The organism is Prosthecobacter sp. (genome assembly GCF_044222565.1).
GTDB lineage: Bacteria > Verrucomicrobiota > Verrucomicrobiia > Verrucomicrobiales > Verrucomicrobiaceae > Prosthecobacter.
Window position 1 is genome coordinate 190,412 of record NZ_JBGANA010000009.1, and the last position, 18,768, is coordinate 209,179.

17 protein-coding genes are annotated in these 18,768 nt (G+C 60.7%); 6 read left to right on the plus strand and 11 right to left on the minus strand.

Features of this window, described 5'->3' with window-relative positions; translation table 11 throughout:
* Positions 1-2 precede the first annotated feature (2 nt).
* From ACILSR_RS15385 to ACILSR_RS15395, 3 genes are all read left to right on the plus strand, one after another.
* Complete coding sequence (locus ACILSR_RS15385; RefSeq protein ID WP_395750673.1) at positions 3-836, plus strand: hypothetical protein; 834 nt, start codon at positions 3-5, stop codon at positions 834-836.
* Positions 833-1,738, plus strand: a complete 906-nt coding sequence (locus ACILSR_RS15390) for a VWA domain-containing protein (protein WP_395750674.1) — start codon at positions 833-835, stop codon at positions 1,736-1,738. The genes ACILSR_RS15385 and ACILSR_RS15390 overlap by 4 nt, the downstream gene beginning before the upstream one ends.
* Before the next feature lie 212 nt (positions 1,739-1,950).
* On the plus strand, positions 1,951-2,628 hold the full coding sequence (locus tag ACILSR_RS15395; protein WP_395750675.1) for a L,D-transpeptidase family protein: 678 nt from the start codon (positions 1,951-1,953) through the stop codon (positions 2,626-2,628).
* Positions 2,629-2,763: 135 nt separating this feature from the next.
* Here the strand turns inward: ACILSR_RS15395 and ACILSR_RS15400 are convergent, their stop codons facing one another.
* The 8 genes from ACILSR_RS15400 to ACILSR_RS15435 all read right to left on the minus strand — a co-directional run bounded on the left by ACILSR_RS15400 (position 2,764) and on the right by ACILSR_RS15435 (position 12,645).
* Positions 2,764-3,141 (minus strand): VOC family protein, encoded by a 378-nt coding sequence (locus tag ACILSR_RS15400; RefSeq protein ID WP_395750676.1) that lies wholly within the window; start codon positions 3,139-3,141, stop codon positions 2,764-2,766.
* A gap of 22 nt (positions 3,142-3,163) precedes the next feature.
* Positions 3,164-4,456, minus strand: a complete 1,293-nt coding sequence (locus ACILSR_RS15405; protein ID WP_395750677.1) for a tetratricopeptide repeat protein — start codon at positions 4,454-4,456, stop codon at positions 3,164-3,166.
* A 96-nt stretch (positions 4,457-4,552) separates the two neighbouring features.
* Positions 4,553-5,464, minus strand: coding sequence for a hydroxypyruvate isomerase family protein (locus ACILSR_RS15410; RefSeq protein WP_395750678.1), 912 nt, complete (start codon positions 5,462-5,464; stop codon positions 4,553-4,555).
* Positions 5,465-5,843: 379 nt separating this feature from the next.
* The gene (gene hisF, locus ACILSR_RS15415; RefSeq protein WP_395737562.1) at positions 5,844-6,602 is read right to left on the minus strand and encodes an imidazole glycerol phosphate synthase subunit HisF; all 759 of its coding nucleotides are present in this window, start codon (positions 6,600-6,602) and stop codon (positions 5,844-5,846) included.
* Between the two features lie 107 nt (positions 6,603-6,709).
* Positions 6,710-7,648 carry a transaldolase gene (gene tal, locus ACILSR_RS15420; RefSeq protein ID WP_395750679.1) on the minus strand — a complete coding sequence of 313 codons (939 nt, stop codon included), beginning with the start codon at positions 7,646-7,648 and terminating at the stop codon, positions 6,710-6,712.
* A 107-nt stretch (positions 7,649-7,755) separates the two neighbouring features.
* Positions 7,756-10,485 carry a hypothetical protein gene (locus tag ACILSR_RS15425; RefSeq protein ID WP_395750680.1) on the minus strand — a complete coding sequence of 910 codons (2,730 nt, stop codon included), beginning with the start codon at positions 10,483-10,485 and terminating at the stop codon, positions 7,756-7,758.
* Between the two features lie 58 nt (positions 10,486-10,543).
* Positions 10,544-11,365: a response regulator transcription factor gene (locus ACILSR_RS15430; RefSeq protein WP_395750681.1), complete on the minus strand. Its 822-nt coding sequence runs from the start codon at positions 11,363-11,365 to the stop codon at positions 10,544-10,546.
* 101 nt (positions 11,366-11,466) lie between these two features.
* Positions 11,467-12,645, minus strand: a complete 1,179-nt coding sequence (locus ACILSR_RS15435) for a lactonase family protein (protein ID WP_395750682.1) — start codon at positions 12,643-12,645, stop codon at positions 11,467-11,469.
* Between the two features lie 97 nt (positions 12,646-12,742).
* On the opposite strand from ACILSR_RS15435, the gene ACILSR_RS15440 reads away from it, so the two are divergent.
* From ACILSR_RS15440 to ACILSR_RS15450, 3 genes are all read left to right on the plus strand, one after another.
* Entirely contained in the window at positions 12,743-12,889 is a 147-nt protein-coding gene (locus ACILSR_RS15440; protein WP_395750683.1) for a hypothetical protein, read from the plus strand.
* Between the two features lie 239 nt (positions 12,890-13,128).
* Positions 13,129-14,244, plus strand: coding sequence for a D-TA family PLP-dependent enzyme (locus ACILSR_RS15445; RefSeq protein WP_395750684.1), 1,116 nt, complete (start codon positions 13,129-13,131; stop codon positions 14,242-14,244).
* 66 nt (positions 14,245-14,310) lie between these two features.
* Entirely contained in the window at positions 14,311-14,775 is a 465-nt protein-coding gene (locus tag ACILSR_RS15450) for an EVE domain-containing protein (protein WP_395750685.1), read from the plus strand.
* A gap of 107 nt (positions 14,776-14,882) precedes the next feature.
* On the opposite strand, the gene ACILSR_RS15455 is transcribed toward ACILSR_RS15450, so the two are convergent.
* Genes ACILSR_RS15455 through ACILSR_RS15465 form a run of 3 tightly spaced genes read right to left on the minus strand, consistent with a single transcriptional unit; the run spans position 14,883 to position 18,493 of the window.
* Positions 14,883-15,467, minus strand: a complete 585-nt coding sequence (locus tag ACILSR_RS15455; protein WP_395750686.1) for a hypothetical protein — start codon at positions 15,465-15,467, stop codon at positions 14,883-14,885.
* A complete protein-coding gene (locus tag ACILSR_RS15460; protein ID WP_395750687.1) occupies positions 15,464-16,936 on the minus strand; it encodes a sulfatase in 1,473 nt (490 codons plus the stop codon). Before ACILSR_RS15460 ends, ACILSR_RS15455 begins: the two co-directional genes overlap by 4 nt.
* A gap of 15 nt (positions 16,937-16,951) precedes the next feature.
* A complete protein-coding gene (locus ACILSR_RS15465; protein WP_395750688.1) occupies positions 16,952-18,493 on the minus strand; it encodes a sulfatase in 1,542 nt (513 codons plus the stop codon).
* Between the last annotated feature and the right edge of the window lie 275 nt (positions 18,494-18,768).

An 18,768-nucleotide genomic window follows, 5' to 3' on the forward strand; every position in this document is an offset into this window, starting at 1 on the left:
GCATGAACCCGGACTCACACTGGCCCATCCCCCGCCTCCTCTCCCTCCTCTTCGTGGTGGGACTCGTGGCCGCCGTGTTCCTCTCCCGCCCGCCCGAAACCGACACCCTCAATGTCCCCCTCGGCGTCGAGCAGGCCGCCATCATCACCTACAGCGGCCCCCTCATGACCGTCGCTCCTTACAAGTGGGGCGTCGCTGTCAATGTCCGCATCGCCGACATCAAGGAAGTCGAAGGCCGCCGCATCTATGACGTGCGCTACATCGTCAACCGCGCCGGCACCTTCGATCTCAAAGACTACCTCATCTCCGCAGACGGCAGCCCCCTCACCAACCTGCCCACCTTCAAATTCTCCGGCGACGCCAAGCTCTCCAAAAATCTCGACACCCGCATTCAGGAAACCGAAGCCGTTCAAATCGATGTCGGCGGCCGCTACTACGAAACCATGGCCCTCCTCTTCGTGTTATGGATTCTCTGGCTCCTCCTTATCATCTTCTACAAACGTCCGCGCAAAGCTGCGGCCACCTCCACAGGTCCCACCGGCCCCACTCCTGACGAACTCCTCGCCCACTTCCGCGCTCAGCTCGAATCCGGCACCCTCTGCACCACCGACAAAGCCCGCATGGAGATGCTCCTCCTCCACCGCTGGCGCGAGGAACTCTCCCTCGGCTCCCTGCCCATGGACCTCGCCCTTCAAAAGATCAGTCGTCATGCCAAAACCGCCGCTGCACTAAAAACCCTCCAGCACTGGCTCCACCACCCCGCATCCTCCGTTCAGACCGCCGAAATCTCCGCCCTGCTACTTCCTACCAGAACCCCGCAGGAGGTGCCAGCATGACCTTCCAGCATCCCCAGCTCCTCAGCCTCCTCGCCCTCCCCGTCACCCTCGCCTTCTGGGAATTCGTTCGCCGCGGCCAGCCCATGGTTTTGCCCTTCGATCACGGCCGCCAGCGCTCCGGCTGGTTCCTGCGCCTCCTCGTCCTCACGGCCACCCCGCCGGAGGTCGAGCGCCGCCTCAACAACGTCCAGTTCGTCCTCGATACCTCCGGCAGCATGGCCGAGCCCCACGGCTCTCAGGCCAATGGCCGCCACCGCCGTTTCGACTCCGCCATGGAGGCCATCGAGCAGTTCATCAGCCACCGCCAGGGCGATGCCTTCGGCCTCACCATCTTCTCCCGCTTCTTCATCCACTGGCTCCCCCTCACCCAGGACACCCAGTCCATCCCGCTCTCCAAGCGCTTCATCGAACCCAACAACCCCAAGCTCGATCCCCCCAGCATGGGCCGCCACGGCCTCCCCGATGAACTCTGGGGCCGCACCTTCATCGGCAAAGCCCTCCACGGCGCCGCCGATCTCCTCGCCCAGCGCCCCACCGGAGATCGCATGATCATCCTCCTCACCGACGGCGAAAGCCCCGACATCCTCCCTCCTCTCGATGCCGCCATCATTGAGCACCTCCGCGCCGAAAACATCACCGTCTTCAGCATCCTCCTCAGCAAAGACGCCATTCAGCCCCAGCTCGTCGGCATCACCCAGGCCACCGGCGGCACCGTCTTCAGCGCCCTCACCCCCGAAGCCCTCACGAGCGTCTTCAAAAGCATCGACGAAATGAAAAAAGTCGTCGTCCTCCAAAAGCAGCCCCAGGTCATCGACCACTACGGCCCCTTCATCATCCCCACCCTCTCCATCCTCGCCGCCAGCATCCTCGTCCTCTTCGGCCTTCGCTTCACGCCGTGGTGATCGTAACGATCCGCCGCAGAACCTCGGGAACGGAGCGCGGAATTTATTCCGCAGCACTCCGCCGCTCACCCAATTCTTATACTACCCGAGGCCCCTTCCCACCGAGCACCCACGTGCTTGCGCAGCCCTACACACAGCATGCCACCCAGCACCATATTCCCCTCATGGCGAAAATGGGTTGCGCTCACACACCGGCTGTGGTTACCCCGCGCATGAATTTTTCTTCCCCTTCATTTCCCTGGCGTCCTGGTGCGGCACGTCTCGCGTTGCTGCTGCTGTTCGCATCGCTCAGCCTCGTGCTCAGCTCATGCCAGCAATATGTCGAAGTCCGTCGACCCATCCCCGGCACCGGCGCCTTCTGGGTCGAAAAAATCGCCGTCTATAAAAGACCCCGCGCCAGCGATTCACAGCACAGTTCCCAGTCCTCTCTCTACGACGCCGGCGAGTGGCACGGCGACACCATGACCGGCTCACCCCGCATGGTGATCAATCTCGGCGAGCAAAAAGTTTACTTCTACAAAGGCGGCCAGCTCGCTGGCACCTCCCCCATCTCCTCCGGTCGCGAAGGCATGGGCACCGTCACAGGCAGCTTCTCCGTCATCGAGAAAGACAAAGACCACGCCTCCTCCCTCTTCGGCGACTACGTCAGCAAAGACGGCGAAGTCCTGCAGCGCGAAATCGACGTCCGCAAAGATCCCCGTCCCCCAGGCGCTCTCTTCGATGCCGCGCGCATGCCCTTCTTCATGCGCATCACCGGTGCTACCGGCATGCACGAAGGCTACCTCCCCGGCTACCCCGCCTCCCACGGCTGCATCCGCCTCCCCCACCGCATGGCCGAAATCTTCTTCCGCGAGTCCTCCGTTGGCACTCCCATCAAGATCGTCCATTGACGCCACTGTTCCGTTGGCATGGTCACGGCTTCCGAATTCCAGAGCTGAGGATCAGCACTCCGGACTCTGCGGTCTTCTAATCTCTTGCGGTGTAAAATCCCGGATCCCACGGGATCAAACCACGGCCCACGCTCTTCACGCCTTCGCCACCACCGCCTCGATCCGATACCCATCCGGATCCATCACAAACGCCGCGCAATAGCCCGGCCCATACTCCGGGTGCATCCCCGCGCCCCCATTGTCCCGGCCTCCATGCGCCAGCGCCGCCTCATAAAACTTATCCACCGCCTCCCGCGACGGCGCCGCAAACGCCACATGAAATCCATCCCCCGGCAAACTCACGTTCCCGGGCCGCAGCTTCAGCGCAAACACATCCTTCCCAGCCTCAGTCCCATACCCCACAAACGTCTCATCCTCCCACACCCGCCCATACCCCAGCGCCCCCAGCACCGCATCATAGAACGCAGCCGACCGTTCAAGATCTGTAACCGCAAAAGAGAGGTGATGAAGCATGGCGGAGATAATGCCGGGCTCGTTATTTCCCCAACTCCTTCTCCAAAAGCGCAAACAGCCCTTTGAGGCGATACGAATCCTTGATGATTCCGATGCTGATCGACAGATGCCGAAACTCCGCCTTGATCGCTTCCACCAGCGGCTGACTCATGGGCTTCCCTTCTTTTTCCGCCATTTCCACACCCATCATGGCGATGAATTCGTTCTCAGGAAAGTCCTTCATCGCCTGGATGAACTGTGGCGAATCCGTCTTGAGCTTGTCCGTCCCTAGCAGGCCCACCAGCAGGCTCGCGGCAAAGCGGTCGTCATGATAGCGCTCCCAACCCGCTTGATCGATCTCTGCGAGCTGAGGTGCCAGTTTTTCATCGCTGGCCAGCAGATGAGCCAGCATGTTCAGCGCCATGATGTCCTTCGCATCTTTTCCCAGCGCACGATTCCGCAGCTCGGCTTCAAATCTCTTGAGCAGCGTGGCCTCCTTCTCCAGCTCATGTTCCAGAACGAGCGAGACCAGCCGGTCCGCCACATGGCCTCGTGAGGGAAGCTTGCCCGCCTCACCCAGGATCCATCCTTTCGCTTTCAGTTTTTCCTCCAGCCATTTGGGAGTGACTTCCTGAGTGTAAGTCTCCGCATAAACCTCCAGTTCCGCAAAGTGCTCCGCATCACCGGCAAGAATCTCCTTCGCCAGCGCCACATCCTTCTTCAGCATCTCAGGATTCACATCAGCATTCCACCAGTCCCGATCCCAGTTCGCGGACAGCGCGAACAGTTCATCCAGCTTGTTCACCTGTCCAGCATGAATGGCCTTCAGCAGATCACTGCGGCGCTTGAATGGCAGGGCAGCTCCATAGATCGAGTGAATGGCAAAGTCGATTTCCGTATGGTTGTTCGGATGATCGGCTAGCTTCCATTGCTCGCAGGCCTCCTTCAGCCGCCCGGTCCGGACCAGGCAGTCCGCCAGCAGCGTATGGGGGAGGTATCCACTCTTTCCCTTGCTCAGATATTTCTCATAGTGGGGAAGGGCTTCCTTGGCTTTCCCCTGCCGATGCAGATCCATCGCATACTCCAAATTCACATGCGGATCATCCGGCAGTGCGGCAAGCGCGCGCTGTTGGTACTTCAGAGCCAGGTCGTCCTCCATGGAGAAGAACGTGTTTCCCAGCACGAAGCACTCCGCGGGCGTCAGCTTGTCATCGGGAATGAGACTGATGTAGGCCTGATTGGCCTCATCGAGTTTATCCTCCGCGAGCAGACTTTTCGCCTTCTTCGCGGCGGCTTCAAACTTTTCGGAAGACGCCACCTTGTTGACCTCGTCCATAAACTCTGCTGCCCTGACGGGCTCGCAGGTCAGACAAAGAACCGCTAGCAGACCGAATCTTTGGGTGAGACCACGCATAGGTGTAGAAGTAGAGATTTACGCCACCGTACAAATCCCCACCCCCTGCTTCAGCGATGCCAGCTTGTCCGCCCGCTTCGGAATAAACTCCTGCCCCAGGTATCCTGTATATCCCGTCTCCTGGATCGCCTTGATGATCGCCGGATAGTTCAGCTCCTGCGTCTCATCGATCTCCGCCCGTCCCGGCACCCCGCCCGTGTGATAATGCGCAAAGTACTCATGATCCCTCCGGATCGTCGCAATCACATCCCCCTCCATGATCTGCATGTGGTAAATATCATACAGCAGCTTGAAGTGCGGCGAGCCAATCTTCTTGCACAAGCCCACACCCCACGCGCTGTGGTCGCACATATAATCCGGATGGTTCACCTTGCTGTTGAGCAGTTCCATCACCAGCGTCACCCCCAGCTTCTCACACAGTGGCATCAGCCGTGTCAGCCCCTTCGCGCAGTTCTCCATCCCCTGCGCATCATCCATTCCGTCGCGATTCCCGCTGAAACAGATCACCTGCTTAAACCCAGCCTCCGCACTCGTCTTCAGCAGCGGCTCATACGCCTGCACCAGCAGATCATGATGCTCAGTGCGGTTCCACCCCTTCGGGATCGGCCCCAGCTTCACCCCGCCCGGCGCCTCAATCGTCGGATAGCTCACCATCGCGCAATGCAGACCATGCTTCTTCACGATGGGAAAATCCTCCGGGTTCAGCAGCTCCACCGACTCCAGCCCGATCTCCTTCGCCGCCACGCAAAACTCCTCCAGCGGGATCTGCTTGTAGCACCACTTGCACACCGAGTGCTTCACCTTCCCCATGCCCACAGCCCCAGTCGCCTTATCCGCCGCCTCCACCTGCGCCCGCAGCATCGCCGCAATGGCACCCACACCCGCAAGAGTTCCAAACTGACGACGCGAAAGAGAGTTGATTGGATTCATACCCCGCAGCCTACACAAACCCTGCGCCACATTCCAAGCACAGAATCAAAGTTCCTGGTTAACGCTGCGCAGTGCCGACAGAAACGAGTTCATTCTCTGCTCCCTCTGCATCTCCGCCCCTCTGCGGCAAAACCGAAACTTCCCCTGGCTTCAAAACGCTACAGAAAATCCCCACAACTCACCCAGCGTCAAAAACACCCGCCGCGCCCACGCACAGGCGCCAGCAAAGTGGTCCGCACAGTCCCCTGTGCGGCTTCTGGGCTTTCCGCTGCCACAAAAATTCCTCTCACGCTCGCAGCCAAGTTCTGCGCCAGCCCTCAGCCCACAAAACTCCCCATCCTCAACCGAATCCAAACCTAGCCGCGTCGCCACATCCGCCTTACACCCTCACCGGCACCCCACGCGCACCCAAATACTTCTTCACGTCTCCCACCGTGAACTCCCCAAAGTGGAAAATGCTCGCCGCTAGCACCGCATCCGCTTTCCCATCTCTCAAGACATCCACCATGTGGTCCAGGTTCCCCGCACCACCGCTGGCGATCACCGGAATCGTCACAGCCTCGCTCACCGCCTTCGTTAAACCAATGTCATAGCCCGCCTTCGTCCCGTCAGAGTCCATGCTCGTCAGCAAAATCTCACCCGCACCGCGCCGGCACACCTCAGCCGCCCACTCCACCGCATCCAGCTCCGTCGCATTGCGACCGCCGTGCGTGTAAACCGTCCACGACCCCTTCGCATTGCGCTTCGCGTCAATCGCCACCACCAGGCACTGGCAGCCAAACGCATTCGCCGCCTCATCAATGACGTGAGGCGTCTTCACCGCCGCTGTGTTAATGCCCACCTTGTCCGCACCCGCCAGCAGCATCTCGCGCATGTCTGCCACGGTGCGAATACCACCGCCCACCGTCAGCGGCATGAAGCAGCTCGCCGCCGTGCGTGCCACCACGTCCACCATCGTCTTGCGTTCTTCATGGCTCGCCGTGATGTCCAGAAACACCAGCTCATCCGCCCCCTGCGCATTGTACACCTGCGCACACTCCACCGGATCTCCGGCATCACGCAGTTGCAGGAATTTCGTGCCCTTCACGACACGGCCTTCCTTCACGTCCAGACAGGGAATGATGCGCTTCGTCAGCATAAGAAAGAAAAGGGGATACGCCGAAAGAATCAAAAAAGGGAAAGGAAAAAATCAGAGACCGCTGCCTCCGATTTTTTCCCGTCTTTTTCCTTCTTTCGGCTCAATCTTCAGCCAATCGCTGCCTCCACCATCTTCTCCAGCTTCACAATATCCTTCGCAAAGTTGCGGATGCCCTCGGCCGTCTTCTCAGTCGCCATCGCGTCTTCATTGAACAGCCAGCGGAAGGTCTTCTCATCACTGCCGATCTTCTCGATCTTCAGGTCCTTCGCCTTGCTCGCATCCAGCTTCACGGTCAGTTCATCTTCGCTGCCCGCCAGTTCACCCAGGAGAGCAGGGCTGATCGTCAGCAAATCGCAGCCCGCCAGTTCCGTGATCTCGCCCTTGTTGCGGAAGCTCGCGCCCATCACTTCGGTCTTGTAGCCAAAGTGCTTGTAGTAGTTGTAAATTTGAGTCACCGACTGCACGCCCGGATCTTCCGCGCCCGCGTAGTCCTTGCCCGTGCTCTTCTTGTACCAGTCAAGAATACGGCCCACAAACGGGGAGATCAGCTTGATGCCGCCTTCTGCACACGCCACCGCCTGCGCCAGGCTGAAAAGCAGCGTCAGATTGCAGTTGATGCCTTCCTTCTGCAGCACTTCAGCCGCCTTGATGCCTTCCCACGTGGAGGCGATCTTGATCAAAATGCGCTCACGGCCAATGCCCGCTTTTTCATACATGCCGATCAAATGACGCGCCTTGTCGATGTTCGCCTGCGTGTCAAAGGACAGACGTGCATCCACTTCCGTCGAAACACGGCCTGGGACGATCTTCAAAATCTCAAGACCGAAAGCAACGACGAGGTTGTCCATCACCGCGTCCACACCGCCGGACTTGCCATCCGCCACCGCCTTGTCAAAGAGCGACTTGTACTCAGCCTTCTGCGAAGCCTGGAGGATGAGGGAGGGATTCGTCGTGGCGTCCTGAGGCTTGTAGGCCTTCATCGCCTCGAAATCGCCAGTATCGGCGACGACAACGGTGTGCTTCTTGAGCTGATCGAGCTGGGTCATAATCGTGGTTTTTGGGGCAGTCAGAGTAGAGCCAAAGACGGCGGGCGCAATGACGAATGCCCGCCCTCCTCCCACACCAAAGAACCCCGCCCCAGGCCATCCCCACCTCACGGCACCACCACCGCCCGGTAAAACCGCCTGCTCTGCGCCGTGCCTGTGCTGTCATTGACTTGAAGCGCCCCCCCGGTGCCCGAAAGGTTGTTTTGCAGCACATTCCATACACCATCCAGCAGGTTGTCCTTGTATTCCACGCGATAGGTCTTCCCCGCCACGCTCGGAAAGTTGAGCGTCGGCACTCCTCCGTTCACCTGCACAGAGCCGATCTTGAACACACTCGCCGCGCTCTGCGGGCTCGTCCCCGCAGTGAACTCCTGCACATTCGTCATGCCATCCCCATCCGGATCCGCACCATCCGCCGCCGTCCCCGTATTCTCCGTGCTTCCAAAGTAGGTCCTCCGCCATTCCTCCTGTACCGTCAGCGAGGTGAAAGTCGCATCCGCCGAGACGGTGGTTCCCACCAAATTAGTCGCACTGAGGCGGTAATGATATGCCATTCCCGCCGTCAGCCCCGCCAGCGTGGAGCTCACCTCCTGCGCACTGCTGCCGTCGTTGGGGGAAAGCGTGACGCTCGCGCTGCTGCCATAGCTGGCGTCCAGGCCATATTGAAAGATTGCCGTCGTGGCCAGCCCCCGGGGATTCACACTTCCATGCAGCACTGCCCCGGCGCTGGTCAGCCCGTCTGCGGCTGTCGTCAGCGCTAGGACAGGGGGATAAAGCGGCATTCCTTGCGAGATGCGGTGGTTGGAGGTGTCCGCCAGAAACACCACCCCGTCAGCAGTCACGGCAAGCCCGCGTGGTGTGGAAAACTGCGCAGCCGCGCCGATGCCCTCCGCCCCACCCACCACCCGTGCAGTGCCACCGATGGTGGTGACGACTCCGGAGGGTGTGATCTTGCGCACGGTGGAGTTGTTGGAGTCGGCCACATACACATTCCCCTCGCCATCTGTGGCCACCCCCATCGGATTGCGGAAGCGCGCATCCGCTCCCGTGCCATCAGGGGTGCCTTCAGAGGTGTTCGCCGTCCCAGCCAGCGTAGTCACCACACCGGCCGGCGTCACTTTGCGAATCACTTGGTTGTTGTTGTCCGCCACGTACACAGTTCCCGCCCCTTCCACGGCGATTCCGGAGGGGCTGAAGAAGTAAGCCCCTGTGCCCGTCCCGTCCAGGTACCCTGGAAACCCACTACCCGCCAGCGTGGTCACCACTCCGCCGGAGGTTATTTTGCGGACAAGCTGATTGTTGGTGTCCGCCACATAGAGGTTCCCACTCCCGTCTACCGCTACTCCCTGGGGAAAGTTGAAGCGGGCCGCGCTGCCAGTGGCGTTGATGTTGCCAATGCTGCCCGCCGTGCCGGCCACGGTGCTCACCGCTCCTGCCGGCGTCACTTTGCGGATCGTGTGGTTGCCGGAGTCCGCCACGTACACATTGCCGCTGCTGTCCGCCGCCACTCCATAGGGTGTCTTAAATCGAGCCGCGCTGCCTGTGGCATCCGTGCTGCCGGAGTTCCCCGCTGTGCCCGCCAGTGTGGTCACCACCCCGGCAGGGGTGATCTTGCGGATCGTGTGGTTGCTGGTGTCCGCCACATACACATTGCCACTGCCATCCACCGCCGCACCAGACGGGACCTTGAAGGCGGCGGCCGTGCCCGTGCCGTCCGCAGTTCCCAGATGACCGGGAGCGCCTGCCAGCGTGGTCACCACCCCGGCGGGAGTCATCTTGCGAATCGTTTGGTTGCCTGCATCCGCCACCCAGAAGTTCCCGCTGCCGTCCACGGCAATGCCATGCGGAGAACTGAATCGTGCTGCGGCACCCGTGCCATCAGCGCTGCCGGAACTCCCCGCCGTCCCTGCCGGCGTGGTGACGACTCCGGTGGTGGTGACCTTGCGGAGGGTGTGATTGCTGCTGTCTGCCACCCACAGGTTGCCGCTGCTGTCCACAGCAATGCCCCCAGGATAGTTGAACCGCGCGGCGCTGCCGGTGGCGTCCGTACTGCCCGTGCTGAGCGCCGTCCCGGCCACGGTGCTCACCGCTCCGGCGGGAGTCACTTTGCGGATGGTGTGGTTGCTTTGGTCGGCCACGTACAGGTTGCCGCTGCTGTCCACGGCAATGCCCCCAGGATAGTTGAACCGCGCAGCGCTACCGGTGCCATTGGCGCTCCCGGAACTGTTGGGACTACCCGCCAGCGTCGTCACCACCAGTCCCGGCGTGATCTTGCGGATCGTGTGGGCGTAGGTGTCCGTCACATACAGATTCCCAGCGCTGTCGATTGTGATGCCATACGGGCTGTAAAACCGGGCAGCGCTGCCGGTTCCGTCGGCTCCTCCGCCCGTGCCCGCCGCCCCTGCCACGGTGGTGACCACTCCCGCAGGCGTGATCTTGCGAATCGTGAAGTTGCTCGTGTCCGCCACATACAAATTCCCGCTGCCATCTACCGCGACACCGGAAGGTGCTTGGAACCGCGCGGCGCTGCCCGTGCCGTCCGCTGTGCCGCTCTCTCCCGCCTTGCCTGCCAGCGTGGTCACCACTCCGGCGGGTGTGATTTTGCGGATGATGTGGTTGCCACTCTCCGCCGCATAGATGTTTCCGCTGCTGTCCACAGCAGTGCCCATGGGATTGTAGAATCGCGCTTCCGCGCCCGTACCGTCCACAGTGCCCGCGCCACCTGGCTGTCCTGCGAAGTTAGCCCATGCGTAGCTCTGCGCCCGGAGCACCGGAGCGAAACCGCAGAGGCAAACCCCGGCGAGCGAGGCGGCGATGAACAGTCGAGACAGGATCATAGAAGTGAGGGAAAGGTGGCAGGTCGGCATCACAAACGAAATACGTGGAACTACGCATTCATGTCAGCTGCTCCGCCACCATGGCGGGGCATGCACGGCAGGCCTGCGCCACCGCCGCCGCCCGCGTCTCCACCCCCAGCTTCCCTAAAATCGAACGCACATGTGTTTCCGCCGTGCGCGGGCTGATGCCCAGAATGACCGCAATCTCCCGGTCCCGCTTCCCTTGCACCAGCCAGTACAGCACCTCCGCCTGCCGCCGCGTGAGACCTCTGCGCTTCAGCGCCAGAAAGTCCTGTTTCTCCGCCCTCTGGCGCTCCGCCCCCACCGTTGCCAGCAGACGGGCCGTCTGGTGCGCCAGCGCGGTGTGCCGCCCAAACAGGGAGATGAGCCCCAGCTCCTCCGTCGTGAAATCTTGGCTCCCCCCTTTGTTAAAAGTCACCGCGCCCAGATGCGTCGCAGTGTTCAGCGGTATCGCCACCTGGTGCTTCAGCCCCACCGGTTTAAACACCATCTCAAAAAACTCCGTCCGGCGGATCTCCCGCAGCGTCGTGAAGTCAGACAGCCGCATCGGTTCCGTGTCTCCTGCGATCAGCCGTTGAAACATCGGATTCTGGGTCGGCGCCAGTTCGCCGATGATCCGGAAGCGCTCCTGCATGTCCGCCGCATCGTAGGGCACGTTCATTGCCCCCTCATGGCTGCCATCGCCCCGGCCCCAGATCTCAAAACTGTTGCAGGTGTCAGGTAAAAAGTGCTGGCACGCGGCCAGCACCCGTTCCGGAAATGGTCCTGCATCGTGATCATGCAGGATCGCAAGGGCTTCCAGCAGCAGGTGCAGGCGCTGCTCTTTCGTCAGATTGCTTCTGGAAAAACGGGAAGTCATGGCATGCGGGCCGTTTCCCCGCACACTCAAAAAAACGAACCAAGCCCCCCGCTTGTTTGTGTTGTTCTTCTAAAGATATTCCGCATGCGCGCTGCAATTTTTCAGTCCAGCGCAAGGAACCGCACGCAGATGCTGCCCGGCACGTTCACCTTCGTGCCGCTGAAGGTCAGCTTGCCGCTGTCCTGGTCCACTTTGAAAAGCGCCGCCGTTCCGCTGTTCTGGTGCGCGGCGATCAGCCACTTGCCCGTCGGGTCCAGGCAGATGTTGCGCGGCACTTCGCCTTCCACCGGTACATACTGCAGCGCCGTCAGCTTGCCTGTCGCAGGATCACACCCAAACACTGCAATGGTGTCATGCGTGCGGTTGGAAACATACACCGTCCGTCCGTTCGGATGCACCACCGTCTCCGCCGTGCTATACCCCGGTTTGCCCCGGTCCGCCTCCGGCAGCGTCGAAATCGTCTGAATCTCCGTCAGCGCACCCTTCTCCGCATCATAGCTGAAGACCGTCTCAGTCATCGCCATCTCATTGTTCACAAACACAAACTTCCCGTTCGGGTGAAACGCCAGGTGCCGCGGCCCGCCGCCCGCCGGCGTCTTTGCAAATGCCGGCTCGTTTGGCGTCATCTTCCCGCTCGTCGGATCGATCTTGTAAATCAGCACCTTGTCCAGGCCCAGGTCACAGGCGAAGGCAAAGCGGTTGTCCGGGCTGAAGTTCACCGAGTGCGCATGCGGTCCCGCCTGTCGCTTCGGATCCGCACCACTTCCTTCATGCTGGAAAAAGCTCACCTCAGGCGAGACCGAGCCATCCTCCTTGATCGCATACGAGCCGATGCTCCCGCTCCCGTAATTCGCGATCGTCGCCAGCTTCCCTGTCTTGTCCACATTCACATGGCACGGCCCCATGCCCGCCGTCGCCGCCTGGTTGATCAGCGTCAGCTTGCCGCTGTTCTTGTCGATGCTGAAGGCGCTGATCCCGCCGCCCTTCTTCCCATCCGGCAGGGAGACATCCGTGTTGGCATAGAGGTACTTCTTTGACGGATGAATCGCCAGGAAGCCCGGCGCACCCGCCTCCACCGCCAGTTCCGGCTGCGTCAGCTCACCCGTCGCCGTGTTAAACCTCGCCACATAGATCCCCTTGCTCCCGTTCTTCACATTTCCGTTCGTGCCGAAGTAAACAAGGAAGTTTTCCCCGGCGATGGCCGTGGTGGTCAGGGCTGCAAAAGCAAAGGCGAGGGTGGAGCGCGTCATGGTGGCCCGGATGCTGACGGCGGCGGGCATTCTGGTCAAGCCCTCACTGCGCCTGTCCCATGAACGGATTTCATCCCCCCAATTTGTTAGCTTGCTCCTTCAAAAGGGCCGCGCATCTTCCGCGCCCATGAAACCATCCCTGTTTCTCCTCGCCGCCCTACTTTTGATGCTCCCTGGTTGCAGCGGCTTCCAGCCCATCAAGCTGGAGCACGACACGGATAAAGAAAAACTTCTCGACTACCGCGAGGGCGATTGGATTCCCAAAAACACCTAGCCCACCGTAGCCATCCCGCTTCCGGTACAGTAGCCATCTCGCTCCGTCGAGATGAGCCAAAGGCTCTCTAAATAACAGAGCCCCTCGCGCCCCTGGGACCGCGGCGTTCCAGTGCCGTCCCTCCGGCCTCACCATGTCCTCACCGCTCCCCAGGACCACCATGCCCATATCCCATCCCCTCCCAAAATCCTCCTCGCGCCTGCATTTGACCATTCCGCCCCCGCTCGCCAGTTTGCCTCATGCATCCCGCCTGGTTCCACATCGAAAACGAAGCTGACATCCCGTCCCCTGCGCTCCTCTTCTACCGCAAGCGCATCGAACACAATCTCGACCTCATGCTCCAGATCGCCGGCGGCAATCCCAAGCGCCTGCGCCCCCACGTCAAAACGCACAAAACCGCCGAGGTCATTGCCATGCAGATCCGCCTTGGCATCACCCAGTTCAAGGCCTCCACCATTGCCGAGGCCGAGATGTGCGCCGCCGTCGGCGCCACCGATGTCCTCCTCGCCATGCCCAGCGTCGGCATCAATGCCCAGCGCCTTGGCGATCTCGCCGTTAGATTCCCGGACACCCAGTTCTCCAGCATCGCCGACTCCGAGGAAGTCGTCGCCTTCCTCGCCTCCGCCGCCCAGCAGCACAATGTCACCCTTGGCGCCTATATCGAGATCGACTGCGGCATGAGCCGCACCGGCATCGTCCCCTCAGATGAAGCCGCCCTCCTCGCCCACGTCATCAAAGACACCCCCCGCCTCCAGTTCCGCGGCATCCACGCCTACGACGGCCACATCCATGACGAAAGCCTCGACGTTCGCCGCGAGCGCTGCGATGCCGCCTTTGAGCCCGTCCTTCAGTTCCGCTGCCGCCTGCAAGGGGAGGGCATCATCGTGAAGGAACTCGTCGCCGGTGGTTCCCCCACCTTCGGCATTCATGCCGGCTATGAAGACCGCACCCTCAGCCCCGGCACCACCGTCCTCTGGGACTTCGGTTATGGAGACAAATACCCTCAGGACTTGCCCTTCCTGCCCGCTGCCGTCCTCCTCGCCCGCGTCATCAGCAAGCCCGGCAAAAACCGCATCACTCTCGATCTCGGCCACAAATCCGTCGCCCCCGAGAATCCCCATCCCCGCGTCCGCTTCGAGGAGCTGCCAGACGCCGTTGCCATCATGCAGAGCGAGGAGCATCTCGTCCTCGAAACCGAGCGCGCCCACGAATTCACCATCGGCCAGGCCCTCCACGGCATCCCCCGCCACGTCTGCCCCACCGTCTCCATGCACGGCGAAGCCTACGTCATCGACGCCCTCAAAACCACCGAACGCTGGCCCATCACCGCCCGCAACCGGATCATCACCGTATAACTCCGGGGCGCATCCCGCATCCTTTCCGTCGTCTCTGTCCTTTCCGTCCTTTCGTAGGCCATCCTCATGCATCACTGGCTCCTCAAATCCGAACCCGACGTCTTCTCCTTCGACCACCTCAAGAAGCGCCCCAAAAAAACGGAACCCTGGAACGGCGTGCGCAACTACCAGGTCCGCAACATGATGCGCGACGACATGTCCATCGGAGACCTCGGCTTCTTCTACCACTCAAGCTGCGACGTCCCCGGCATCGCCGGCATCGTCAAGATCGTCAAAGAAGCCTACCCCGACCACACCCAGTTCGACCCCTCCTCCGAATACTTCGACAAGGGCAGCAAGCGCGAAGACCCCCGCTGGCTCATGGTCGATGTCAAATGGGAGGCCGACTTCAAAACCTTCGTCACCCTCGACATGCTCCGCGAAGATCCCAAGCTCGCCGACATGCTCATCCTCCGCCGCGGCAACCGACTCTCCATCACCCCCGTCGATCCCAAACACTGGGCCCACATCTGCAAGCTCGGCGGCCTCTAGAGCACAAAGTGAAGTGGTCCGCACTCTCCGAGTGCGGCATCTGGGCATTCGCATTCCCTCATAACGCACAAAGTCTGTGCGCTGCTCCTTCTGCGCCATCCCACCGCTTACTTGTCCACCACCAGCTCCGTCACACTCACGGTCCCGTAGCTGAATCCCACGCTCAGGTTCACCTTCGCCGGAGCGATGGAAGCATGTTCATACGTCTTCGCAAAGTCCCCCACCTTCACCTTGGCCTTCGTGCCCCGCAGGTCCACGCTCACCTTCGTCCACGCGCCTGCCTTCAGCACCACCTCCTTCTCATTTCCCAATGAGATCGACTTATGGTCCTCCCCCTCCGGCGGAAACGCCCGCACCCCCATTCCCGTCGGCGTGAACACCAGCCGGAAAACATGCCCGTCCGCGCCATTGGCCGTGAAGACGATCATCTTGTTCGCCTCATCCGGTTTCACCGCAAATTGGATCAGCGCATCCGTGTAATTCAGGTCGTAAAAAAGAATCGGACCGTGATCTTTGTTCTTCTTAAAAAGCGCGTCATCCTGGGTGCACGTCGCGCTGCCTTCGGCAAATTTCCACTCGCCCCTCGCAGCCCGTCTTATTGCCGAATCCGACACATAAAAGTCATCTTTCAGCAGCGGCGCATCCGCCGCAAAAACCGCCGAAGTCAGGATCAGAAAGAGAATCGTTTTCATGGCAGTGTTTTCGCAATCTGGTTAAAACCCTCCCGTACCGTGCCATCGGCGCCGATCAGCGGCTGCGGATTCTCCACTCGTCCAAGCGCCCGCACACCGGGGGCGTTGTTCGTCTTGTCCCCCAGATCCGCCTTCATCTTCTCCGCCAGCTTCTGCAGCTTCTCCACGATGTCCGCGTGATCCGCTGCAACATTCTTCGCCTCCCCGATATCCTCTTCAAGGTGATACAGCTCCTTGCTACCCAGATGCAGTTTCCACGGCCCGCTTCTCACCGCCTGGAGGTTGAAACCGCTGTAATAATGAAACACATCGTGCCCCTTGGCCTCCTTTTTCCCCAAAAGAACTGGGGAAATGTCCTTCCCGTCCAGCTTCAGCTCTCCCACGCTCTTGCTTTTTGCCAGCGCTCCAAAGGTCGGCAGCCAGTCCATGTGCGCCGTGATGTCCTTGGTCTCTGAACCCGCGGCGATCTTCCCCGGCCACCACGCAATGGTGCACACGCGGATGCCGCCCTCCAGCGTGCTGCCCTTGCTGCCACGCAGCGGCGTGTTGTCCGCTCCCTGGTTCAGCGGCCCGCCATTGTCGCTGGTGAAGATGACCAGCGTATTCGCATCCAGTTTCAGTTCACGCAGGGTGTCCAGCACCTGCCCCACAGACCAGTCCACCTCCATCGCCCAGTCCTTCTGCAGACTGATGCCTGACTTTCCCGTGAAATCCTTGCTGGGATAATGCGGGAAATGCACCGCATTGTGCGGCAGGTAGAGGAAAAACGGCTGCTTTTCGTGCTCCCGGATGAACTTCACCGCGCGCTCCGTGTAGCGCTTGGTGAAGGTGTGGTGCTGCTCCACTTTGACACGTTCCACCACATTGTGATTCTCCACCAGCGGCAGCGGCGGCTGCGCATTTCCCTTCAGCCCCGTTTCCGGTTCGGCATCACCCTTGCCCTTGCCGGCGCCCGCCTTGGGATTGCTCTGCGGCAGCGGCTTGTCCGGATTGCTCTTCGAACCCTCCGCCGCAGGTCCCATGTCATTCGAATAAGGAATGCCAAAGTAGCTGTCGAAGCCTTGGTTGGTGGGCAGAAACTCCGGCTGGTCCCCCAGATGCCACTTGCCGATGCATGCGGTGGCATAACCGGCCCCTTTGAGCACTTCCGCCACCGTGGTGGCATTCGGGTTCAGGCCCACGGCAGCCGCTGGAAACAGCACACCCGGAATGGGCAGCACGCGCTTCGGGTAGCAGCCCGTCATCATCGCCGCACGGGAAGGGGAGCAAACCGGCGCTGCATAATGGCTCATCAGCTTCATTCCCTCCTTCGCCATGCGGTCCAGGTTGGGCGTGGAGATCTTGGCGCCAAAGGGACCAATGTCCGCATAGCCCAGATCATCAATGTTGATCAGCACGATGTTTGGCGTCGCGGCAAAGGACGAATGCAGGGCGCAAAATGAAGCAAGAAGAAGCAAAAGGGGTTTCATGAGGTTGGTCTTTCGTTATTCCTTGGAGGCTTTGACGCTCAGGGGCTCCACCAGTTCTGGCGTGTACATTGCGTTGCCTTTGGCGATCTCCGGCGTCACGCCATCGGGCGGGAAGGTGGTCTTCACAATGCCGTGCAGCTGCTCGGCCAGCCTGGCCTGCGTTTCAGCCTGCTCGGGTTTGTCGGCCAGATTGGTCAGCTCCTTCGGATCTTTTTCGTGGTCATAGAGTTCCTTGCCTGCCTTGCCCTCATCCCACTCGATGTAGCGCCAGCGGTCGGTGCGCAGCGCATAGCCAAAGAAGCGCTTGCCGTCGTCGCCTTTCGCAGCGCTGGCTCCCATGCGCTTGAAGCCGCCACCCCGCACCACCTGGCTCAGCACCCAGCCGCGTCCCTTCGCTTCCGGGTCTTTCAGCATCGGCACCAGGCTCTGGCCTTGCAGATTCTCAGGTCCTTTCACACCGCAGAGCTCCGTGAGGGTCGGGTAGAGGTCGATCAGACCCACCGGGCTGTTGGCCACCACACCCTTTTTGGCACCGGGTCCAGCAATCAGCAGCGGAACGCGCGCACTTTCCTCAAAGATGCTCTGCTTCTGCCACAGCCCGTGCTCGCCCAGGTGATAGCCATGATCGCTGGTGAAGACCACGATCGTGTTCTCCGCCAGTCCCAGCCGGTCCAGCGCATCCAGCACCTTGCCCGCCTGTGCATCCATGAAGCTGATGGCCGAAAAATACGCCTGCACCGCCTGTTGGCGCAGATCGTCGGTCAGGTTGTCCTGCTCCTTTTTGTAGCTGCCCAGCGCCGGGGCAGGGAGATCTGCCTGGTCTTCCTTCACCCCCTGCACCACTGGCATCGTTTCCTTGGGGTATCCCTTGAACCACTTCTCCGGCGAGACATACGGCGTGTGCGGACGGAAGAACCCCAGCGCGAGGAAAAAAGGACGGTCCTTCTCCTTCGCGCAGCGTTCCAGCACCCATTCCGCATCCTTCGCCTGCAGGCCGTCCGTGTGCCTCTCATCGGGCCGTGGAGAAGCATACCAGCTCAAGGTGCCGCCAAAGTTCCCCGGAAGCAGCGAGAAGATGTCAGGAGACTCCAGCAGGCGGTCGCAGCCCGCCGGATTCAGCTCCAGCTCCCAGGAGGAAGGGTCATCATGGCCATTCGTGCCGATGGAATTTGGCACCCCATAGTGGTACAGTTTGCCAATGCGTGCGGCGAAATACCCGTCCCTGCGAAATGCCTGTGGCAGGCTCACGGCATTGGGGATCGTCTGGCGGAAAAGCTGGGAATTGCCCAGAATGCCGGTGCTGTTGGGATAAAGCCCCGTCAGCATCGAGTTCCGGCTCGGGCCGCACAGGGGGAACTGGCAGTTGGCATTTTGGAAGCGCACCCCACGGGCGGCCAGCTTGTCCAGATTAGGCGTCTTCACCAAAGGGTGCCCATAGCAGCCGAGGCTGTTGTTGAGGTCATCCGCCATCATGAACAGCACATTGGGGCGCTGCGCGGCATGCAGTTGCAAACTGGCGAAAAGTACGGCGGTGGCGAGAAAGGTTGGGAGTCTCATGCGGTGGGCTGAAACGCGGCGCAGGGAGGCATCTTGCTACCGGACCCGGCCGATGTGATCCTCGCGAGGTGGATTTTGATAAAGGCAGTCTTTAGATCGCGGGGCGAACCGGCAGAAATCTTTAGCCAAAATATGAACATTTTCTTGCCTTCAACCTCCCAGAACTCTTAGCATTGCCGGTTGCCGAGCAAAATTCATTATGAGTCATTTACGCACTTTCCGTCGTCCATTAGGTTCTCTGATGTTTGTTTTGCTGCTTTCGTGGCAGGTTGGAC